Origin of the sequence: Okeania sp. (assembly GCF_035285525.1) — a bacterium.
Classification (GTDB): domain Bacteria; phylum Cyanobacteriota; class Cyanobacteriia; order Cyanobacteriales; family Microcoleaceae; genus Trichodesmium.
The window spans coordinates 1-19,928 of the sequence record NZ_JAYKGW010000050.1 but is presented as its reverse complement, the minus strand read 5'-3'; the positions used below and the strand labels follow the sequence as shown (position 1 = coordinate 19,928).

Genomic DNA, 19,928 nt, shown 5'->3' with positions numbered 1-19,928 from the left:
TGGGAGCGCATTCGGTAGGAATAGCTGAATGCTTACCTATTTTTTATTTATGACTAATAATTTCTTGCCATTCTAATAAGATTGGGAAAGGTATTTTGATTCTTGTTTCTTGGTGAGCTTTTAAAGGTAAATATAGAAAAAGTTTTGTACTTGTTTCGAGGCTTAAAAAATCTTCTGGAAATTGATAGTCACCTACATTATTACCTGGTGCTTTTTCGGCAAAATTATCTCTAGCTAGAAATATTTGATTATCTTTATTCTGATTCAAGCTAATTTTTAAAGGTTGTGGATGAGTAAATTCTACACTGCCAGGAAAAGCTACTAAACGCAAATTAATAGTATCTACTTCACCTGATTTTAGACGTTTATAGAATACTATTTGCCAGGAGTTTTTTGTATCATCTCTTAAGGTATATTTGGCTTGATAAACTATTTGATTAGGTGCTTCTTCAATTTTTCTAATTAAAGCGTTTGCTGGATTTATTATCAACGTACTTTGATAAACAAATATCAGCAAAACTAATCCAATTATTAACATAAATTTAGAAAAAATTTGTTTAATCATTTGGGTAGAAAATTTTTAATTGATGACTGATAACTGATGTAAGCATTTCCTGAGATAATTGTCAAGTTACTTTGATAAACAAATATCAGCAAAAACAATGGAAATATTGACAAAAATTGTATAATTATTTGGCGGGTAAACTGATCACTGAAAAAGACAGACTAATGTTAGCAAAATCAATGGTAATCTTGACACAAATTTGGAGAAAAATTGCTTAATTATTTGGCTGGTAAAGTATTAATTGATAACTTAATGTTCACAACCGATTTAAGATTTATATAGGCAAATATTCTATAAATAGTTGTACTATAAAAATATTTCTGTAAGCATTTCCTGCGGAATGCTGGGCAAACAGCCGTCAGCTAATAGCTATCACAAGAGTGCTTCTAGTTTGTGATAGAAGTATTATTATAAGGTTCCCGAAAAATCATAAATTTTATTTGACTATAAAAGCCAGTTTTCACTTTCTTTATTCCTTTAAATATCTTTCTGAAACTTGAGGTTTTTGTTGCTGATGGCTAACAGCTAATAGCTGAATGCTTACATATTTCTTTATTGAAGTTTGTTTATACATGAATATTCTTAGACAAGTTAGTTCTAGAAAACAAAGAGGTAAGCATTTAGCTTTTTAATGAATGAAGTAAACATTCAGTTATAATTTCTTTCTTCCTCATTGCTTCTTTCCTCTTCCTTCTTTTTAATCAAATACTAATAATCATATCTAACATTAATTTTTGCCAAACATCTGAATTTGTGAAACTATAAACATCAAAATCATAACCATAATCTTGATAAAGATTATGAAAACTTTCTACCCAATGATCGATAGTTTCTATAATAGATAAAGGAGTATATTTACAAGCTTTTCTTAGATATTTATCCATCTCAATTAAATCTCCATTTCGATGTGCTTGCCATGCTAACCAACTTAAAGTATAATAACGAGATTTTGCCTCTAATTTACGAATAGATATTGATAAATTTTCTCTGGCAAAAAAGTTATCTAAAACAGCCATCATACTAACAGCTTGTTGACTAGATTTTCTCGTAGCATTGCACTGATGTTGACGATAACAATAAGTAACTTTTGGCAACCAAACTGCCTCACAACCATTAATAGATAAACGCAAAACTAAGTCAATATCTTCTCCATGATGCCAACGAGTATCAAAACCTCCAGCGCTTTTTATCCAACTTTTACGAAACATCATAGAAATAGTTACAGGTTTCCAAACTACCCAAGTTTCTAAGTCTAATTCTAGGGAACCATGCCATAATTCTATATCCGAAATTTTCTCTCCTTTTTCATTAATTAAACGCCACCCACTATGAACAATTCCTAGAGAAGGACGACTATCAAAAACAGCTACTTGTTTTGCCAGTTTATCTGGTAGGAAAAAGTCATCAGCATCAAGAAAAGAAATAAATTCTCCCTGCGCCATTTCTAAACCTAAATTTCTGGCGTGAGAGACTCCTTTATTTTCTTGATAAACATAGCGAATTTTATCTAAATAAGGTTCTAAAATTTGACGAGTATTATCAGTAGAGCCATCATCAATAACTATTATTTCGTAAGACGTATAAGTTTGATTAAAAATACTGGCGATCGCCTCTAAAATATAGTTAGCATTATTGTAGGTGGCAATAATTACACTTACCCTCGGCACAACTGGATTAAAAATATTACTAATTAATTTTTTCCATTCTGGCAACTGACTAAAACTATAAGCATTAAATTGATTTCCTTCTTGACTATCTAGCTTAGTAAATAATTCTATCCAAGTACAAATTGCTGTTGTGGGAGAATCAGAAGTATAACTCAAAGACTTCTGCAAATAAGTAGCCATTTCTGATAAATTACCAGCCTTATATAAACGCCAACAATTCCAAAGTAGAGACCGATATTTTATCTGGTTTTCTATTTGACGTATGGCAGTAGGTAAATTAGGTTTATCGAAAAAATCATCTAATAATTTTTCTAATTCCTGAGTAATTTTTTGTCGATTATCCAAACCAGAGACACTACTACTACGCTGTCGATAACAAACACAAACTTTGCGTAACCAAGTCGCTTTTCCTCCGGTTAAAGCTAACCGCAAAACTATTTCTAAATCCTCAATGCCAAAATATCGTTTGTCAAACCCACCATTAACTTTTAACCATTCACTTTTAAACATCATCGCACTGGGTAAAGTCGCTTGCCAAATTAACCAATTTTCTAAGTCTAATTCCGTACTATTTTCCCAGGGTTTTACATCTTTAATAGTCTGACCTTTCTCATCAACAAATCTCCACCCAGTTTGCACCATTGTTAAAGTTGAATCTTCTGCAAAACATCCTACTTGTTCGGCTAATTTTTCGGGTAGAAAAAAGTCATCTGCATCGAGAAAGGCGATATATTTTCCCTGAGCTATTTCTATACCATAATTCCGAGCGATTGATGGTCCTTGATTTTCTTGATATACATATTTAATTAGACCTCTGGCAAATGTCAAAGTTGAATTTTGATTACTCTCTTTTTTCTGAATATTTTTATCGGCTTCCTCTTGTTTATTTCCTGTGGAAGAGTTTGACAAAAAGTCTAAAGTTAAATCTTGGTTACTTCCGGTTTCCTGAAAATTTGCTCCTGGTTTCTCTTGTCTGTTTCCTATTGGAAAGTTCTGGGAAAAGTCGGAAGGTAAATTTTGACTACTCTCTGTTTCCTGTAGTCTGTTTCCTATTGGAAAGTTCTGGGAAAAGTCGGAAGGTAAATTTTGACTACTCTCTGTTTCCTGTAGTCTGTTTCCTGTTGGAAAGTTCTGGGAAAAGTCGGAAGGTAAATTTTGACTACTCTCTGTTTCCTGTAGTCTGTTTCCTGTTGGAAAGTTCTGGGAAAAGTCAGAAGGTAAATTTTGACTACTCTCTGTTTCGGGAAAATTTGCTCCTGGTTTCTCTTGTCTGTTTCCTGTTGGAAAGTTCTGGGAAAAGTCGGAAGGTAAATTTTGACTTCTCTCTGTTTTCTGTAGTCTATTTCCTGTTGGAAAATTTGGCAAAAAGTCTATTTGATTAAGGTAAGATTCTAAAACTTGGTAAGTACGATCGGTAGAACCATCATCAACAACAATAATCTCCCAAAAAGTATAAGTTTGAGCAAAAACACTTTCAATAGCTTTAACAATATAATCAGCATTATTAAAAGTCGGAATAACCACGCTCACCAATGGTAAACCATTTGGCATAATTTTATTTATTAAAAATTGCCACTCTGGTATTTGATTCAAAGAAACTGAATTAAATGAATAGTTTTCTAGAGAAGCATAATAGTGAAAATAATAGAGCCATTCACAGATAGTTTTAAGCACAGAAACAGGAGAAAAATTTAAAGATTTATGCAAATAATCAGCCATTTCAGCAAAGTAGCCAGATTTATATAAACACCAACAATTCCAAATTAGAGAACCGTAGCGTAATTCTCTTTCTAAATGTTGAATTTCTAAAGGTAGATTAGAATTAGAAAAAAGCTCATCTAAAATTTTTTCCTCTACTGCTATTTGAGCAAGTAAATTTCTGGTCATATTGCCACTATGTTGACGATAACAGACAGCAACTTTAGGAAACCAAGTAGCTTGACAACCTGCTAAAGCTAATCGAATTACTATGTCAAAATCTTCTAATCTACGAAACTCTTCATTAAACCCATTTACTCTTTCCAACCATTCCTTCCGAAACATCATACTACTAGGATTAGTAGCTTTCCATTTTAACCAACTTACTAAATCTAATTCTGGAGATTTATGCCAAGGTTCAACATCTTCAATTTTTTCTCCTTTTTCATTAACAACTCGCCACCCACTTTGTACTAAACCTATATTTGGTTGAGCATCAAAAATAGCTACTTGTTTTTCAAGTTTATCAGACAGAAATAAATCATCAGCATCCAGAAGAGCAATTAATTCTCCTTTTGCCATTTTTATGCCTTGGTTACGAGTAGCAGATAATCCTTTATTCTCTTGATAAAAATAACGAATTTTTGTCATGTATGGTTGTAATATTTGATAGGTATTATCTGTGGAACCATCATTGATAACAATAATTTCATAGTCAGTATAAGTTTGATTCAAGACACTTTCAATTGCTTGGGCGATGTAAAGTTCACAGTTATAAACCGGAATAATTACGCTTACTTTAGGAGTCATAAAAGTTTGTAATATTATAGTTGTGTATTTGTAAGTATTCAGCTATTAGTTATCAGTAATTATAGCAATCCTAAACTGGTTGTAAGATTTTATTGTAGTAGTTTGGTCTCCACATCCAACTGAAAATGAGCTTGATCTGACAAAAACCCTACAATGTTTTTCACAAATAATTTACCCTTGTTATAGTGATTAACTAATTTTATTGGCAGGAGGAATAAATGTCTAGGGACAATTAAAAGTTATGAATAAAAAGATTATTAGCTAATTTTAGTAGTTGGTTCCCTGCTGATAGAAGCAGAGTATTTTAACCCAGAGCTGCTAAAAGCTCATAGCTAGTTAACTTTTAACTTTATGCTAAAATCACTAATCATCTTACCTTAATTATCAACTTAGTAATCAACTTAAATATCACGAATATTTATCAAAAATAAAACAATGGGCAAGATAATCTCAGTAATTCACTTAAATCAAAAAGCAGAAATATATTTAACTCAAGGAAAATTAGAAGAGGCAATAACAGCTTGTCAGCAAGTATTAGAAATAGAGCTTGATTTTCCACCTACCTGTAAAATATTGGGAAATATTCTGCAAAAAATGGGTGAAATAAATCAAGCCAAAGAGTGGTACATAAAAGCCATAAATCAACAACCAAATTTAGCAGAGAGCTATGCTAATTTAGGGAGTATATATGCACAACAAAAACAATGGCAGTTAGCAATTGAATGTTACCGAGAAGCGATAGGAATTAAACCAAATATTCCTGGTTTTTATCGGAATTTAGGAAAAATTTGGCAGGAATTAGGAAAAGTTGAATTAGCTAGAGATTGTCAAGAACAAGCATTGACTTTAGAAGCATATTATCCTCAAGCATCAGAATATTTAAAACAGGGAAAAAACTGTTTAGAAAATGATGAGATAGAAGAGGCGATCGCTTATTTCCAGAAAGCCATAGAATTAAATCCTTTTTTGGCAAATGCTTATCAAAATTTAGGAGATATTTCACTGAAAACAAAAGACTTCAACGGGGCAATAAATTATTATCAAAAAGCAATTGAATTGAAACCTGACTTTTGGGCAGTTCACCATAAACTAGGGAAAATATTTCAAGAAAGAGGAGAATTAAATTTAGCTATTAGTAATTTTCGCCTGGCTATAGAAATTAACCCTAATTTTCCCTGGTCTTACAAAAAATTAGGAGATATTTTTGAGCAAAAGGGAGACTTAGAATCAGCAGAAAAATATTATCAAAAAGTGATAGAAATCAAATCAGATATTTGGGAAATTCGGCGAAAATTAGCTGAAATTAAACTAAAAATAGGAAAATTAGATGCAGCTATTATAGAGTGTCAAACTGTGATAGAAACCAATCCAAATTTACCTTCGTTTTATCAAATTTTAGGAGATGCTCTTGCTCAAAAAGAAAAATGGGATGAATCTATAACAGCTTATCAAACAGCTACAAAAATTAAACCAAATAACTATTTATTCCATGAAAAATTAGGTTATGCCCTGAAACAAGTAGATGAATCTTATATTCCCAAAACTATCTGGGTATATTGGGAAAATGTCTATTCTCAAGAAATGCCAGACTACTTAAAATTATGCTTAGAAACAATGAAAATTCATTCTGGTTTAGCAGATGTTATTTTAGTTAATCCTCAAAATGTTAAAGCATATCTCAAAGAAATTCATCCTCGAATTTTTACCAAAACATTATTACCAGCACATAAAGCAGATTACCTAAGAATAAAGTTATTAAATGATAATGGAGGAATGTGGATTGATCTAGATACAATTGTGTTTAAAAATCTCTATACTAATTTTATATCTCATTTAAAAGATTTTGATTTAGTAACTTTGGGTTCAGCATTTGCTCTGACATCCTTTGCTGCTCGTCCTCAACATAATTTTTTGCAAACTTGTATTAATCAAATTGAGGCTATTTTTGACTCAGGAAAACATATCTCATGGACTGAATTAGGAAAAGAATTAATATGTAAAGAAGCTAAAAATTATAAATATTATAATGTTAAATTAAGGGCTTGGTTAGTACCCTGGAAAGAGTGGGAAAAGTTTCTTAAACCAGGAAAATTAAATGTCAAAAATTACTTGTTCTGTCCTCTTTATAACAAGTTTATGTTTGAACCATTGAAAAATGTTAGTAAAGCAGAGATTATTTCTAGCAATACACTCTTATCTTATTTATACAAAAAAGCCGGAATAATGAATAATTAATAATTAATAATTAATAATTATTGCTCTGCTGATTAAATCCAAAAGTATTGAAATCTAAAGGTTTGAGCATTTTTAATTCTTCAAATAGTTCTGTCCAAAAATTAACTCAGGAATATTATCAAAAAGTAATCATTATGAATTTTAACCTAGTAGAACCTTATATTAATTTAGGTGATTTATTTTCCCAACAGCAACAATGGCAAGCAGCAATTGAACATTATAATCAAGCAATTCAGTTAAACCCAAATAAGGGAGAAATTTACCACAAATTAGGAGAAGCATTACTACAGTTAAAACGATGGGATGAAGCTGTGATTGCTTATAAAAAAGCTACAGAACTAAATCCTAATTTTCCTTGGTATTACCCTAAATTAGGAGAAGCATTACTACAGTTAAAACGATGGGATGAAGCTGTTGATGCCTATCGTAAAGTTATAGCAATAGAACCAAATTTTCCCTGGTCTTACAATAAACTAGGTGATGCTTTTATGGAACTGAAAAATTGGGAGGAAGCTATTAATGCCTATCGTAATTTTATTAAAATCAAACCAAATTTTCCTTGGCCTTATAATAAACTGGCGCAAGCTTTTATAAAACTAAAAAAGTGGGAGGAAGCTGTTAGTGCTTATCGTCACTTTATCAAACTTAAACCAGATATAGATTTAGCTTACAAAAATCTAGGGGATGCCTTAATAAAACTCGAAAATTGGGCAGAAGTTTTAGCAGCTTATCGTCAAGCAGTGAATATTAATCCTAAGTTATATACTGAGTTAGGAGAAAAATTCATCAAACTAGAAAAGTGGTCGGAAGCTGTAGAAATATATCAAAATGCTATTGAAATTCATCCGAATAATTATTGGTATTATTATAATTTAGGAAAAGCTCTATCTAAACTATCTAGATATGAAGAAGCTATAACAGCTTATCAACAGGCAATTGAAATTAACCCTAACTTACATTTTGCTCACCACAATTTAGGAAATACTTTTCTACAACTAAAAAGATGGAATGAAGCCATATCTGCCTACCGTCAAGCAATTAAAATTAAACCAGATTCTGATTGGTCTTACTATGGTTTAGGAGAAGCTTTAACGAAACAAAAAAAATGGTCTGATGCTGTAGCAATATATCAACAAGCTATTAGTTATCAACCAACAGAAAAACTATACAAAAAATTAGGGGATGTTCTCCAAACATTAGGTCAGCTAGAAGCAGCAATAACTAATTATCAAAAAACCTTACAAATCTTTCCAGAATCTTTTTCAAGCTATGAAGCATTAGTAGATATTTATATGCGACAAGAAAAATGGTCTGAAGCCAGAAAATGTTTCCAAAAAGTTTTAGAAATAAAACCAAATTATGAATTTTTTGGGATTAAACAAGTATCTATAAAAGAAAAGGTAATTGCCTTAACTTATGATGATGGGCCGAATCCTCCCTATACTAATCAAATTCTCAATATATTAGATTTTTATCAAGCTCAAGCTACGTTCTTTGCTCTTGGTAAAAATCTGAAAAATCATCTAAAATTAGGGAAATTAATATTAGCTAAAGGGCATGAATTAGCTAATCACTCCTATTCTCATTTAGATTTATCTCAGGAATCTCCAGAATTAATCAAAGCAGAAATTGCCAAAACTGATGAAATTTTACAGCAGTTAGGTGTTACTCATAAAATTAGATTTCGACCTCCTTTTGGTCTGAGTAGTTTCTCTCTAATTGATATGATATTAGAGATGAAAAAGAAAATGATTCTGTGGAATATTGACTCGAAGGATTATGTAAAAGAAAATGACTGGGAAACAATTGCTAATTATGTCATAGAAAATGCTAGACCAGGTGCAATTATTTTAATGCACGATAATCGTACCAAAACAGTAAAAGCAACAGAAATTATTCTTGAAACATTGACAGTTCAAGGTTATAAGTTTAAGACAGTTTCTGAAATACTTGAAAAAGAATACCCTTGATTTTTGGTAAGTATTACAGTTTAGATAAGACAAAAACTTATAAGGTATCAATCTAACGAGAATTAAAAGTTATCAATGAAATATTTCTGTCAGTTAATCTTAGTCTTTGCTGAATTATTTTAAAAGCTGATAGCTGAATGTTAATAGCTGAATGCTTGCTGTATATTTACAGCAGATTCCAAGTATAAGAAGTACAAATATTAAGATTAATAATTAAAAGTTCCTAGCCCGCGTGGGTGTACCTCACAAAAGTAGAATCGGCTGTAATAGATAATTACCAGGAGAAAATACTGTGAACCAGGAAATATCAGTAATAGATTTAAACCAGAAAGCACAATCTTGTTTAGCAGAAGGAAAATTAAATGAAGCTGAGATATTTTGTAATCAAGCATTAGAAAAACTAGAATATTTGGCGTTAGTTTGTAATACTAAAGGCCAGGTACTTGAAGCTATGGGCAATCAAGAATTAGCCCAGGAATATTATCAAAAAGCCATTGTAATTAATCCCCATTTTAGTCAATCTCATTCTAATCTAGCTAATCTATATTTTCAAGAAAAAAAGTGGGATTTAGCAACCATTAGTTACCGCAATGCTATCAAGAATAATCCTAATTTTCCTTGGTATTACCAAAAATTAGGCACAGCATTGATGGAACTGAAAAAGTGGAACGAAGCGGCAATTGCTTTTCGCAAAGTTATAGAATTAAAACCAGATTTTCCTTGGTCTTATCACAAACTTGCAGAAGTATTAATCCAATTACAAAAGTGGGATGAAGCTGTAAATAATTATGATAAATTCATGGAATTAGAACCAAATTTTCCCTGGTCTTATCACAAAATTGCCAAAGCATTAAAGGAATTAAAACGATGGGATGAAGCTGTGGTTTATTATCGTCGTGCCACTAAGACTAATTCTAATTCTGAGGAGTTATATAAAAATTTAGGTGAGGTTTTAATAGAACTCAAAAGGTGGGATGAAGCTGTAACTGCTTATGAATATGCGATAAAGATAAACCCAAATATCCCAAATGATTACAACAGTTTAGGGAAAGCTTTAAGCAAACTAAAAAAGTGGGATGAAGCAGTTTTAGCTTATCAAAAAGCTATAGATATTCAGCCGGATTTTTATTGGTACTACCATAATTTATGGGAAGTATTACTCAAAACAAAAAAATGGGATGAAGCAGTCGTCAACTATAAACTTGCTCTGAAAAAAAATCCTGACTATTATTGGTTTTATTATCAGTTAGGATATGTGCTGCACAAAAAAGGATTAATAGATGAAGCAATTATTTATTATCAAAAAGCTATCAATTTAAAGTCAGATTTAGCTTGGTTTAATAAAGACTTAGGAGACGCTCTTTTAGAAACAGGAAATTCAGATGAGGCGATCGCTTGTTATATTAAAGCTATTCAACTACAACCTGATTTTTTTATGGCTTATAATAAGCTCAGATCGATTCATAGTTACCAGTTAGTTAAATTAGATCAAAATCAATTAAATAAATTGATTAACTGTTACCAAGAAGCTATTGAGATTAAGCCAAAATTTCCTGAGCATTATCTGAATTTAGCGAATATTTTAGCTAAACAAAATAAAATTCAGGAGGCTACCAGTTACTATCAAAAAGTTTTACACTTAAAATTAGCACAAACTCATCCAGAATTTATCAATAAATATGGAGAAAGAACAGGAGTAGGCAAACCAAATTTTTTGATTATTGGTGCAATTAAAGGTGGTACATCATCTCTTTATTTTTATCTAGCTAAACATCCCTCAGTTTTACCTGCTGTAGAAAAAGAACTGTACTTTTTTCATGTTAATTCTTACAAGACAATTAATTGGTATTTATCCCAATTTCCAGCTATTCCAGAACAGCAAAACTTTCTGACAGGAGAAGCAACTCCTAACTATATTTATTCTGTAGAAGCAGCAAGTAAAGTATTTAGTTATTTTCCCAACATTAAGTTAATTGCTATATTGAGAAATCCTATAGAAAGAGCTGTTTCTCACTACTATATGGATAAACGACTAGGACAAGAACAAAGAAGTTTTGCAGAAGTAGTAGCTTTAGAAACAAAAATATTGCAAAAAATGATAAATCAGTCTCAAACCAGTCCTAGTTTTCTCCAAGGTAAAAAAACTAGGTATTTAGGTCTAGGTTTATATCTATATTTTCTCCAAGAATGGATGAATATATTTCCAAGAAAACAGTTTTTAATATTAAAGAGTGAGGATATGTATGAAAATCCGGCAGCGACAACTAAACAAGTTTTTGATTTTCTAGGTTTACCAAATTATCAACTTTTAGAATATAAAAATTACTACCCTGGTTCTTATCCTCCAATAGATACTCATTTGCGCGGTCAACTTTCTGAATTATTTCAACCCCATAATCAAAAATTAGAAGAGTATCTTGGCATGAAATTTAATTGGGATTAACAAGGTTTTGTGTCAGCATTTTTCCCAAATTAATTACACATATTTAGTCAAGGAATATATAGGATAAAAAACAAATACATATTTATCCGATGATGAGATTTATTAGGGACTTCAATCCAGATACTAGAAAGCTTAAAAAAAATGAGTCGCCTAACTTTTAACTCGGAACTTTCTAGAAAAGGAAAAGTAAATTTCTGCTCAGAGGTTAATTTCGACTTTCACATTTTGACATAGCTAAATTTTTGCCTCAGAAATTACTCAGATTACTTTTGACGAATCCTGTTAAGAGGATGAAAAAAAATGAGCTTCAGTATTTCAAGTCTCTGGATTTAGTCAGAGGTATTGATAACTGATAACTAATAACTGAAATGACTTTTATGCCCTCAAATAAAGACTTACAAACTATAGCACTGCAAAACCAAAAACAAGCAGAAAATTATTTATCCCAAAGCCAAATAGACGAAGCGATCGCCTGTTATGAAAAAGTTATAGAACTGCAACCTGAACATTGGGAAATTTACCAAAAATTGGGAGATATTTACCTCAAACAAAAACAATTTTCCCAAGCTATTACTATTTACCAAGATGGAATTAAACTGAACCCTAATTTTTCCTGGTTTCATCACAAATTAGGGGAAGCATTAATGCAACTTCAACAGTGGGAAAAAGCTGTAAATTATTATCAACGTGCCATAGAACTTAACCCTAACTTTTCTTGGTCATATCAAAAACTAGGAGAGAGTTTTCTAGAATTATCAAAATGGGATTTAGCTGCTACAGCATTCAGACAAGCAATTAAACTAAATCCCGGATTTTATTTATCTTATGAAAAATTAGGAGAAGCACTAACTAATCAAAATAATTTACATGAAGCAGTAACTGCCTATCAAAAAGCAGTAGCAATTAATCCTAATTCTTATTGGTCTCACAATAAATTAGGGGAAACTTTAATTATATTAGGTAGATTAGATGAAGCAGAAATTATTCTCGAAAAAGCAGTAGAAATAAATCCCGAAATTTACTTTGCTCACCATAATTTAGGAGAAGTTTTCTTAAAACAAGAAAAAGAAACAAAAGCTATTACCAAATATCATCAAGCAATAGCAATTAATCCTAATTCTTATTGGTCTCATAACTCATTAGGAGATGCTTTAGCCAAACTAGAAAATTGGTCAGAAGCTATAACAGCATATCGTCGTGCCATAGAAATTAATCCTAATTATTATTGGTCTTATAATTCATTAGCAGATGTTCTGGAAAATACAGGAAAATTAGAAGCAGCTATTCTTAATTACTTAAAAGCAATCCAACTTTCTCCAGAAATAGATAGACCGCAAATATCTTTATGGAATGTATTTCTGAAACAAGATAAATGGGAAAAAGCAGAAACTATTTATCGCCAAGAAATTCAAAAAAATCCCAGTAATTTTTGGTTATGGAATTACTTAGGAAATACTCTAGTCAAACAAAAAAAATTAGAAGAAGCGATCGCCTCTTATCAAAAAGCTATTTCTCTTCAACCCAATATTTCCGAAATCCATCAATTTTTAGGAGATGCTTTTATTGAGCAACAAAAATGGGAGGAAGCTGCTATATCTTATCTCCATGCCATAGAAATTAATCCAGAATTATCTTGGTCAAATTATAATTTATGGAATACTTTAGACCGCTGCAATAAATTAGATACAGTAGTCAATTTATATCGGCAATTTATTAACAAAAATCCAGATTCATTTTTATCTTATTTACATCTAGGAGAAATTCTGACAAAACAGAATAAAATCAATGAAGCAATTATTTGTTACCAAACTGCTTGTTACCAACAAACCATAAAATCTCACCCCTATCTTTTCCAAAAACAGTGGCATTTAAAAGAAGTTAAAAATCCTGATTTTCTAATTATTGGAGTAGGAAAAGGAGGAACTACATCTTTATTTAGTTATCTAACCCAACATCCTCAAGTTTTGTCTCCAGTGGTGAAAGAAATAAATTTTTGGTCGATGAATTTTGACAAAGGCATAAATTGGTATCTCTCCCATTTTCCTGCCATTCCTAACCATCAAAATTTTATCACTGGAGAAGCAAGTCCAAGTTATTTAGGAAATTGGGAAGCGCCAGAAAGAATGTTTAGTTATTGCTCAAAAATTAAGTTAATTATTATGTTGAGAAATCCTGTGGATAGAGCTATTTCTCATTATTATCATTGGTTGAGAATAAATAGAGAAAATCGCGATCTAGAAACTGCATTAAATGAGGAGTTAGAAACTTGGGAAATGATTTATAAAAATTCTCCCTTAGATAGTAGTTATTGGCATCATAGATTATATTATTTAGGCACTGGAATATATATAGATTTTATCCAAAATTGGATGACTAGATTTCCGTCAAAACAATTTCTGATATTATCAACAGCAGAATTTTATCGCACTCCCACAATTATAATGAAACAAGTCTTTAACTTTCTTGGTTTGCCAAATTATAAAGTTCCTGATTATAAGAAATTAAATTTAGGTTCCTATCCACCTATCAGTAAATCATTGCATCAAAAATTAAGCAATTTCTTTCAACCTCATAATCAAAAATTAGAAGAGTATTTGGGTAGGAAATTTAATTGGGAAAATTGAGGAAAAAGGAAAAAGGAAAAAGGAAGAAGGAAGAAGGAAGAGAGAATATATACAGCAAATTTCAAGTATCTGAAGTACAAATATTAATAATGAAATATTCCCAGTACGATTTTTCGGGAACCGTGCATTTTGCCCGCGTAGATGTACCTCACCAATAAATCCATTGCATATATTAATCCTAAATAGGTTGTTACCAATCAAAAAGTAGATAAAAAAAACGGAAACTCTTACCTTTTCCCTGTTCCCTATTCCCTAAAAATAAGGAAGAATTAATTGGCAAGGAGAATTTAAAGTTATGAATAAAAGTTGTAATATCTTATCTCAGGGTTTTGGTTTCTAAATCCCATTTTTGCTTAGGTTTGGAGACCAAACGCCTACAGTTTTTTTCACAAATAAAATAGGATTAATATGGAAATAAATTACTACGACTTAGGAGAAAAATTCCTAGAACAAAAAAAGTGGTCAGAAGCTATTACTAGCTACCGCCAAGCCATCAAATCAAACCCTAACTTTTCTTGGTCTTACTATAAATTAGGAGAAGCTTTAACTCAACTAAAAAAGTGGTCAGAAGCTGTTATTGCTTACCGTCAAACTATCAAACTAAATCCTGATTTTCCTTGGTCTTACCACCACTTAGGAAATGCCTTAATTAAACTAGAAAAATGGTCAGAAGCTGTCATCGCTTACCGCCAAACCATTAAACTTAAACCTGATAGTTATTGGGATTATAATAAATTAGGGGAAGCCCTGGTTAACGTAGGAGAATTTGCCGAAGCAATTACTTGTTATCAAACAGCAATAAAACTCAAACCAGAAGTTAAAGGAACTCACCAAAAATTAGCAGAAATTCTCTTTCAAACTGGAAAACTAGAAGCAGCAGAAATTGCATATCGTCAGACAATAAAACTCAATCCAAAAGTTACTTGGTATCGCCAATGTTTAGGAGATGTCTTACTAAAACAAAAAAGATTAGACGAAGCGATCGCTACTTATTTAGAAGTTGCTCAGACTAAACCTCATTTACCTTGGATGTTCCTTCAATTAGGAGATGCTTTTGCTCAAATTTCTCAATCAAATTTAGATAAAACTATCAATTATTACTGTCATGCAATTCAAAACCCAGACCAATATCCTATTTACCAAAAAGCACTAAATATTATCAGAAAAAATCCAGAACTATATCTAGAATTAGGAAATTCTCTAGCACAAGCAAATCAAATTCCTGGAGCAATTATTATCTATTATTTGTTACTAGAAATATCACCAAAGCAAACAGAATTATATCAAGAAATCGCCAAAATATTCAGAAAAAAAATTCAATTAGAACAACAATTAAACTCATTTTATTCTGTTGTTAAAACAAAACAAAATAGTCAATCTTACTATCATCTAGCATTAGTATTAACCCAACAAAAAAAATGGTTAGAAGCTGCCATTACTTACCATCGTGCTATAGAATTAAATCCTGATTTTGCTTGGTGGTCTGATACTCGTCTCTGGGAAACTTTTGAAAAACTAGACAAACTTGAAGAGACAATAAATTTATTTCAAAAATTTATTGAACGTCAAAATAATTCAGTTTCCATTTACCTAAATTTAGCAGAAGCTTTAACTCAAATAGGTAAAACTAAAGAAGCAATAAAATATTATCAAAAAGCTTGTAAAAATCACGTCAATAAATCTCGTCCTATCTTTGTTCAAAAACATTGGAACTTAGAACAATTATCTCCAGCAAACTTTCTCATTATTGGAGTCGGTAAAGGAGGAACTACCTCTCTTTATAACTACATAACAAAACATCCCCAAATTTTACCTTCCATCAAAAAAGAAATACATTTTTGGTCTTTTTATTTCCATAGAGGTATAGACTGGTATCAGGCACATTTTCCTCCTATTTCCGACTCAAAAAAATTTCTAACTGGAGAAGCAAGCACTACCTATTTTGATGCTGAATATGCTCCCTGTAGAATTTTCCATTTCTTTCCCAAAATTAAGCTAATTTTAATACTAAGAAACCCTGTAGATCGAGCAGTTTCTCACTACTATCATCAAGTACGTTTAAATCAAGAATTTCGTTCTTGTGAAATAGCTCTTAATTCTCAACTTGAAAAACTAAGGCAAATTTCTAATCCTTATTATTGGAATTATGCAGGAGATTATATAGCTGCTGGTGTATATGTAGAATTTCTCAAGAAATGGTTAGCTATTTTTCCCAGAGAACAGTTACTAATTTTGAAAAGTGAAGAGTTTTATAGTAACCCGAAAAACACAATGAAACAAGTTTTCAATTTTCTAGATTTGCCAGATTATGAAATTCCAAATTATCCTAAATTAAATGCTGGTTCCTATTCATCTATCAGTGAATCACTTCGACAAAAATTAAACGATTATTTTCAAATTCATAATCAACGTTTAGAAGAATATTTAGGTATGAAATTTAATTGGTAGAAGTAAGGAATAAAGAAGGAGGAAAAAGTAAATAGGGTTTGCTGAAACAATGTTTTTGATCTTTGCAGTAATTAGGAAGATTATATGTAAAGTCATTACAAAGTCATACCATATAAGTAAGCATTTCGCATAGGGAATGCTGCGCAAACAGCTATTAGCACCTCAGCCAACTTCCTGGGTCGGAAGTGCCTCTTGCAGAGGAGCTTTGCTAACGTTAACAGCAAAGAAATCCTGTGTTTAAGGAGATTATTTCAATGAAAATAGACTCTAATATCAAGTGGACTGACTTTTTTAGTAAGATTTTTTTGGCTCAATTAATAAAGCTTTTATCAAAGATTAAAAGCACTCTTCTGATAGCTGATAGCTGATAGCTGACGGCTGAATACTTACCCATATAATTAGGGCTTGCTGATTAAATATCAAAGTCTTTACATACTAATGATTGAAGTCTTTTTATGGTCGAAAAAAGTGCAATTTTTTAGATGGTGAGGATTGAAAAACTGAGCATTTTACGTTAACTAAGACAGAAAAAATAAGGAACTATTTTTTCAAATACTTCCTCTGTAACTCCTATTCTTTCTAACTCTATACGGACGTTGCATAAAGGCGTCCCTACAACTCCCTACTCCCTACCTCCACCATCAGACTTTTGAGCGCCAACCCTATTTATAACCATTTAATTTAAGAATGAAACACTTTTTCGGCTGAAACCTTTTCATAGCAAGAAACATTTGTCTCATTCTTAACTTGAACAACTATAGATATTAAATATCTTAGCTAAATACCTCATATCTATCATTTTGTCAAATTAGATAATTTCTTGAATATTTGTAATTGCCTGAATTTTGTTTTTTTGAGCTTATTTTTCTCCGCTCAAAATTGCTAAATTTGAAATGTGATTAACGATAATACATAAATCTGATGGCTTTAATTATGGGTTTGGAGAACTGGTTAATCAAAAAGTTAAAGTTGTCAAACCAGCAATTAATCAGCCAATTAATCCTACTCAGCTTAACCTTTTTGATACTTCTGACTTTTCTGCTCAAGCCACTCAAACTCAAACCAAACGTAGTCGTAAATTCAAAGGAACAGAGGGAGAGCAATTGAGTTGGTTTTAAGACTCACGGCGATTAAAATCCCCTGAGTCGTTTTTCCGCCCCGATACATAAAAGGCGAGGCTACCAAACTCCCATCTTTATTTTTCGTGTTAAAAGTTAGTCTTTTCTCAAGTTTAGACACAACATTGGCACAATACCTTATGTACAGGGTATGATACCAAATTTCTGAAATAACGCAAGCTCGTGAAATAATTTGTCACAATCTGGGAAAAATGAGGCTAATTAAATTTATAAAAACAATATCAAAATATAATTGAATTAGTAAAAGTTATATTAAGTCTTCAGTATGAAAGTTTAGATAGTTAGTTTTTTTCGTGCCTACCTCTACCTATCTTGTCTTCTGTTTTCACCCACTTAATTTCCGCTTCTGAAATCTTGAGTTTCAAGTATTTAGCTATTTTTTAAAGATAATAAAATTAGACATATCCAAAAATAACAATTAAAATCAATTCTGCTCTAGAAGTTATCAATTATTCCACTTGTTTCTCTGTTCCCTATTTCCTCTTTTATATGACTATATTTATTAACTAACTGAGTAAGTTTAGAGGGTACTGTACTGCATCAGCAAAGTGTAATACCATTTCTCAAAAACTTTTCTACATTTTGTTGAGTAGGGGAATAAGGGAGTAGGGGAGTAGGGGAGAAGCAAACATAAGAATAATTAACATTAACTTAGCTAAAGTTAGCAAAGAAGTGATTCTGTTTGTGGTGATTAGTTAATAACTGAAGTATGACCCAAGTATAGCACTACTTTTAGGAATTAGTATAAGATCAGTAGTTAAGCAATTTATCAGTTATCAGTTATCAGTGCCTCTTACTGAAATAGGAGACTAAAAATACTTTACAATACTAAGTTTTCTTTTTTATCTCCTGGAAAAGGGAGACTTGAGACAAGATTTTTTGGTCAAAAATAACAATCAATACTTGGTTTATACATCTATTAAAATTACAGACTAAAAATAGGGAAGTCTTTTCTTTGTCAAGAAAATACCCCCCTATACTTCATAACTAAAATCAGGTTATATCTATTCTATAACATACCAGCACTACCAAGCCCTAAAATCATTCCTGCTCCCAAAATATGACCAAAACTGGTAGTAGCTAATAATTCTGGTATTCCAAACCCAGTAAAAATTGCGGGTAAGGATACAGGTAAATCAGGTCCTTGTCCACGATTTTTCTTAGAAATAGCATAGTAGCCAATCACAATCGCTACTATATTACAAGTTATCATGACAATTGCCACTTTTGGCGACCACTCCGCAGAAAGAGGATGAGATTGCACTGCTAAAATTAAGTCAGAATAAATCAAATTCTTATCTCCTGAAATTAAAAAGATTTGGAGTTAATTTAAAATACCTCGCCCAATGGCGTGGTGTCTAAATAAACTTATACTTGGCAAATTATCAAAAAGGTTCAACTAAAAGCTACAATTTGTTTTAATAATTAACAATAACTTTAAGTTTTGATACAAAAATCTAAAATTTAGTTACCATCGTAACAAACTAAAACACCTAAAATATTGCAATTGTAAGGGCAGATTTTAGTTGAAAATTTTAATGCTAAACCTAAGATTATATAAACCCACTTGCCTTAATTTACCGAAAAATAAAGGCATAAAGCTCTCCATTCATGGAGAAAAAACACTGCGTCATATCCAATCAACCAAGAAAAACAAAAAAAATTTCTTTTAGCTAATCCTTTTCTTGATCAGAATAGATAATTATTAATTATTAATTATTAATTATTAATTATTAATTATTCTAACCCATTAGCTGTCTCACTCCATTAGGTAAAATTAATGCGCATCAAAATTTGTGGAATTACAAAACCAGAGCAAGGACAAGCGATCGCTCAAATAGGAGCAACAGCTCTAGGATTTATCTGTTTTCCTAAATCACCCCGTTATATTACTCCAGAAAACATCAGAAATATTGTGGATAAACTACCAAAAAATATTGATAAAATCGGAGTATTTGTTAATGCCAAAATCGACTTATTATCAGAAATAATTACTCATACAAAAATAAATGGAATACAACTACATGGAGATGAATCTCCAGAATTTTGTCATCAACTACGTCAGTCAATACCAAATGTAGAAATAATTAAAGCGATGAGAATCAAATCTTCTGAAGATTTAACCAAAGCAAATATTTATAAAAATTATGTTGATACATTACTTCTAGATGCTTATGCTCCAGATAAATTAGGAGGTACTGGCAAAACTTTAAATTGGGAAATTATTGCACAATTTCATCCTACTTATCCTTGGTTATTAGCAGGTGGTTTAAATCCAGAAAATGTAACTACAGCCATCTCAAAATTTATATTAAATTCTCAACCTCAA

General features: G+C 31.3%; 9 protein-coding genes. 6 read left to right on the top strand and 3 right to left on the bottom strand.

Annotated features, from left to right (window positions below):
* Positions 1 to 43: 43 nt before the first annotated feature.
* Both VKJ25_RS05435 and VKJ25_RS05430 read right to left on the bottom strand, forming a co-directional pair.
* The gene (locus VKJ25_RS05435; RefSeq protein ID WP_324235607.1) at positions 44 to 565 is read right to left on the bottom strand and encodes a DUF3122 domain-containing protein; all 522 of its coding nucleotides are present in this window, start codon (positions 563 to 565) and stop codon (positions 44 to 46) included.
* 701 nt (positions 566 to 1,266) lie between these two features.
* Positions 1,267 to 4,740: a glycosyltransferase family 2 protein gene (locus tag VKJ25_RS05430; protein WP_324235606.1), complete on the bottom strand. Its 3,474-nt coding sequence runs from the start codon at positions 4,738 to 4,740 to the stop codon at positions 1,267 to 1,269.
* Positions 4,741 to 5,175: 435 nt separating this feature from the next.
* Between VKJ25_RS05430 and VKJ25_RS05425 the strand changes: the two genes are divergently transcribed.
* From VKJ25_RS05425 to VKJ25_RS05405, 5 genes are all read left to right on the top strand, one after another.
* Positions 5,176 to 6,975, top strand: coding sequence for a tetratricopeptide repeat protein (locus VKJ25_RS05425; RefSeq protein ID WP_324235605.1), 1,800 nt, complete (start codon positions 5,176 to 5,178; stop codon positions 6,973 to 6,975).
* Between the two features lie 134 nt (positions 6,976 to 7,109).
* Positions 7,110 to 8,945 carry a tetratricopeptide repeat protein gene (locus VKJ25_RS05420; protein ID WP_324235604.1) on the top strand — a complete coding sequence of 612 codons (1,836 nt, stop codon included), beginning with the start codon at positions 7,110 to 7,112 and terminating at the stop codon, positions 8,943 to 8,945.
* Between the two features lie 292 nt (positions 8,946 to 9,237).
* Positions 9,238 to 11,388 carry a tetratricopeptide repeat protein gene (locus VKJ25_RS05415; protein WP_324235603.1) on the top strand — a complete coding sequence of 717 codons (2,151 nt, stop codon included), beginning with the start codon at positions 9,238 to 9,240 and terminating at the stop codon, positions 11,386 to 11,388.
* Positions 11,389 to 11,756: 368 nt separating this feature from the next.
* The gene (locus VKJ25_RS05410; RefSeq protein WP_324235602.1) at positions 11,757 to 14,012 is read left to right on the top strand and encodes a tetratricopeptide repeat protein; all 2,256 of its coding nucleotides are present in this window, start codon (positions 11,757 to 11,759) and stop codon (positions 14,010 to 14,012) included.
* 408 nt (positions 14,013 to 14,420) lie between these two features.
* Positions 14,421 to 16,460, top strand: a complete 2,040-nt coding sequence (locus VKJ25_RS05405; protein WP_324235601.1) for a tetratricopeptide repeat protein — start codon at positions 14,421 to 14,423, stop codon at positions 16,458 to 16,460.
* Positions 16,461 to 18,608: 2,148 nt separating this feature from the next.
* Here VKJ25_RS05405 and psaK read toward each other — a convergent pair.
* Complete coding sequence (gene psaK, locus VKJ25_RS05400; RefSeq protein WP_324235600.1) at positions 18,609 to 18,890, bottom strand: photosystem I reaction center subunit PsaK; 282 nt, start codon at positions 18,888 to 18,890, stop codon at positions 18,609 to 18,611.
* Positions 18,891 to 19,379: 489 nt separating this feature from the next.
* Here psaK and VKJ25_RS05395 point away from each other — a divergent pair.
* A partial coding sequence (locus VKJ25_RS05395) for a phosphoribosylanthranilate isomerase (protein ID WP_324235599.1) occupies positions 19,380 to 19,928 on the top strand: 549 nt, incomplete at its 3' end.

Coding starts and splice junctions, on each gene's coding strand:
- VKJ25_RS05430 (WP_324235606.1), bottom strand. CDS start 4,740: ATGACTCCTAAAGTAAGCGTAATTATTCCGGTTTATAACTGTGAACTT.
- VKJ25_RS05405 (WP_324235601.1), top strand. CDS start 14,421: ATGGAAATAAATTACTACGACTTAGGAGAAAAATTCCTAGAACAAAAA.
- VKJ25_RS05410 (WP_324235602.1), top strand. CDS start 11,757: ATGACTTTTATGCCCTCAAATAAAGACTTACAAACTATAGCACTGCAA.
- VKJ25_RS05420 (WP_324235604.1), top strand. CDS start 7,110: ATGAATTTTAACCTAGTAGAACCTTATATTAATTTAGGTGATTTATTT.
- VKJ25_RS05435 (WP_324235607.1), bottom strand. CDS start 565: ATGATTAAACAAATTTTTTCTAAATTTATGTTAATAATTGGATTAGTT.
- VKJ25_RS05425 (WP_324235605.1), top strand. CDS start 5,176: ATGGGCAAGATAATCTCAGTAATTCACTTAAATCAAAAAGCAGAAATA.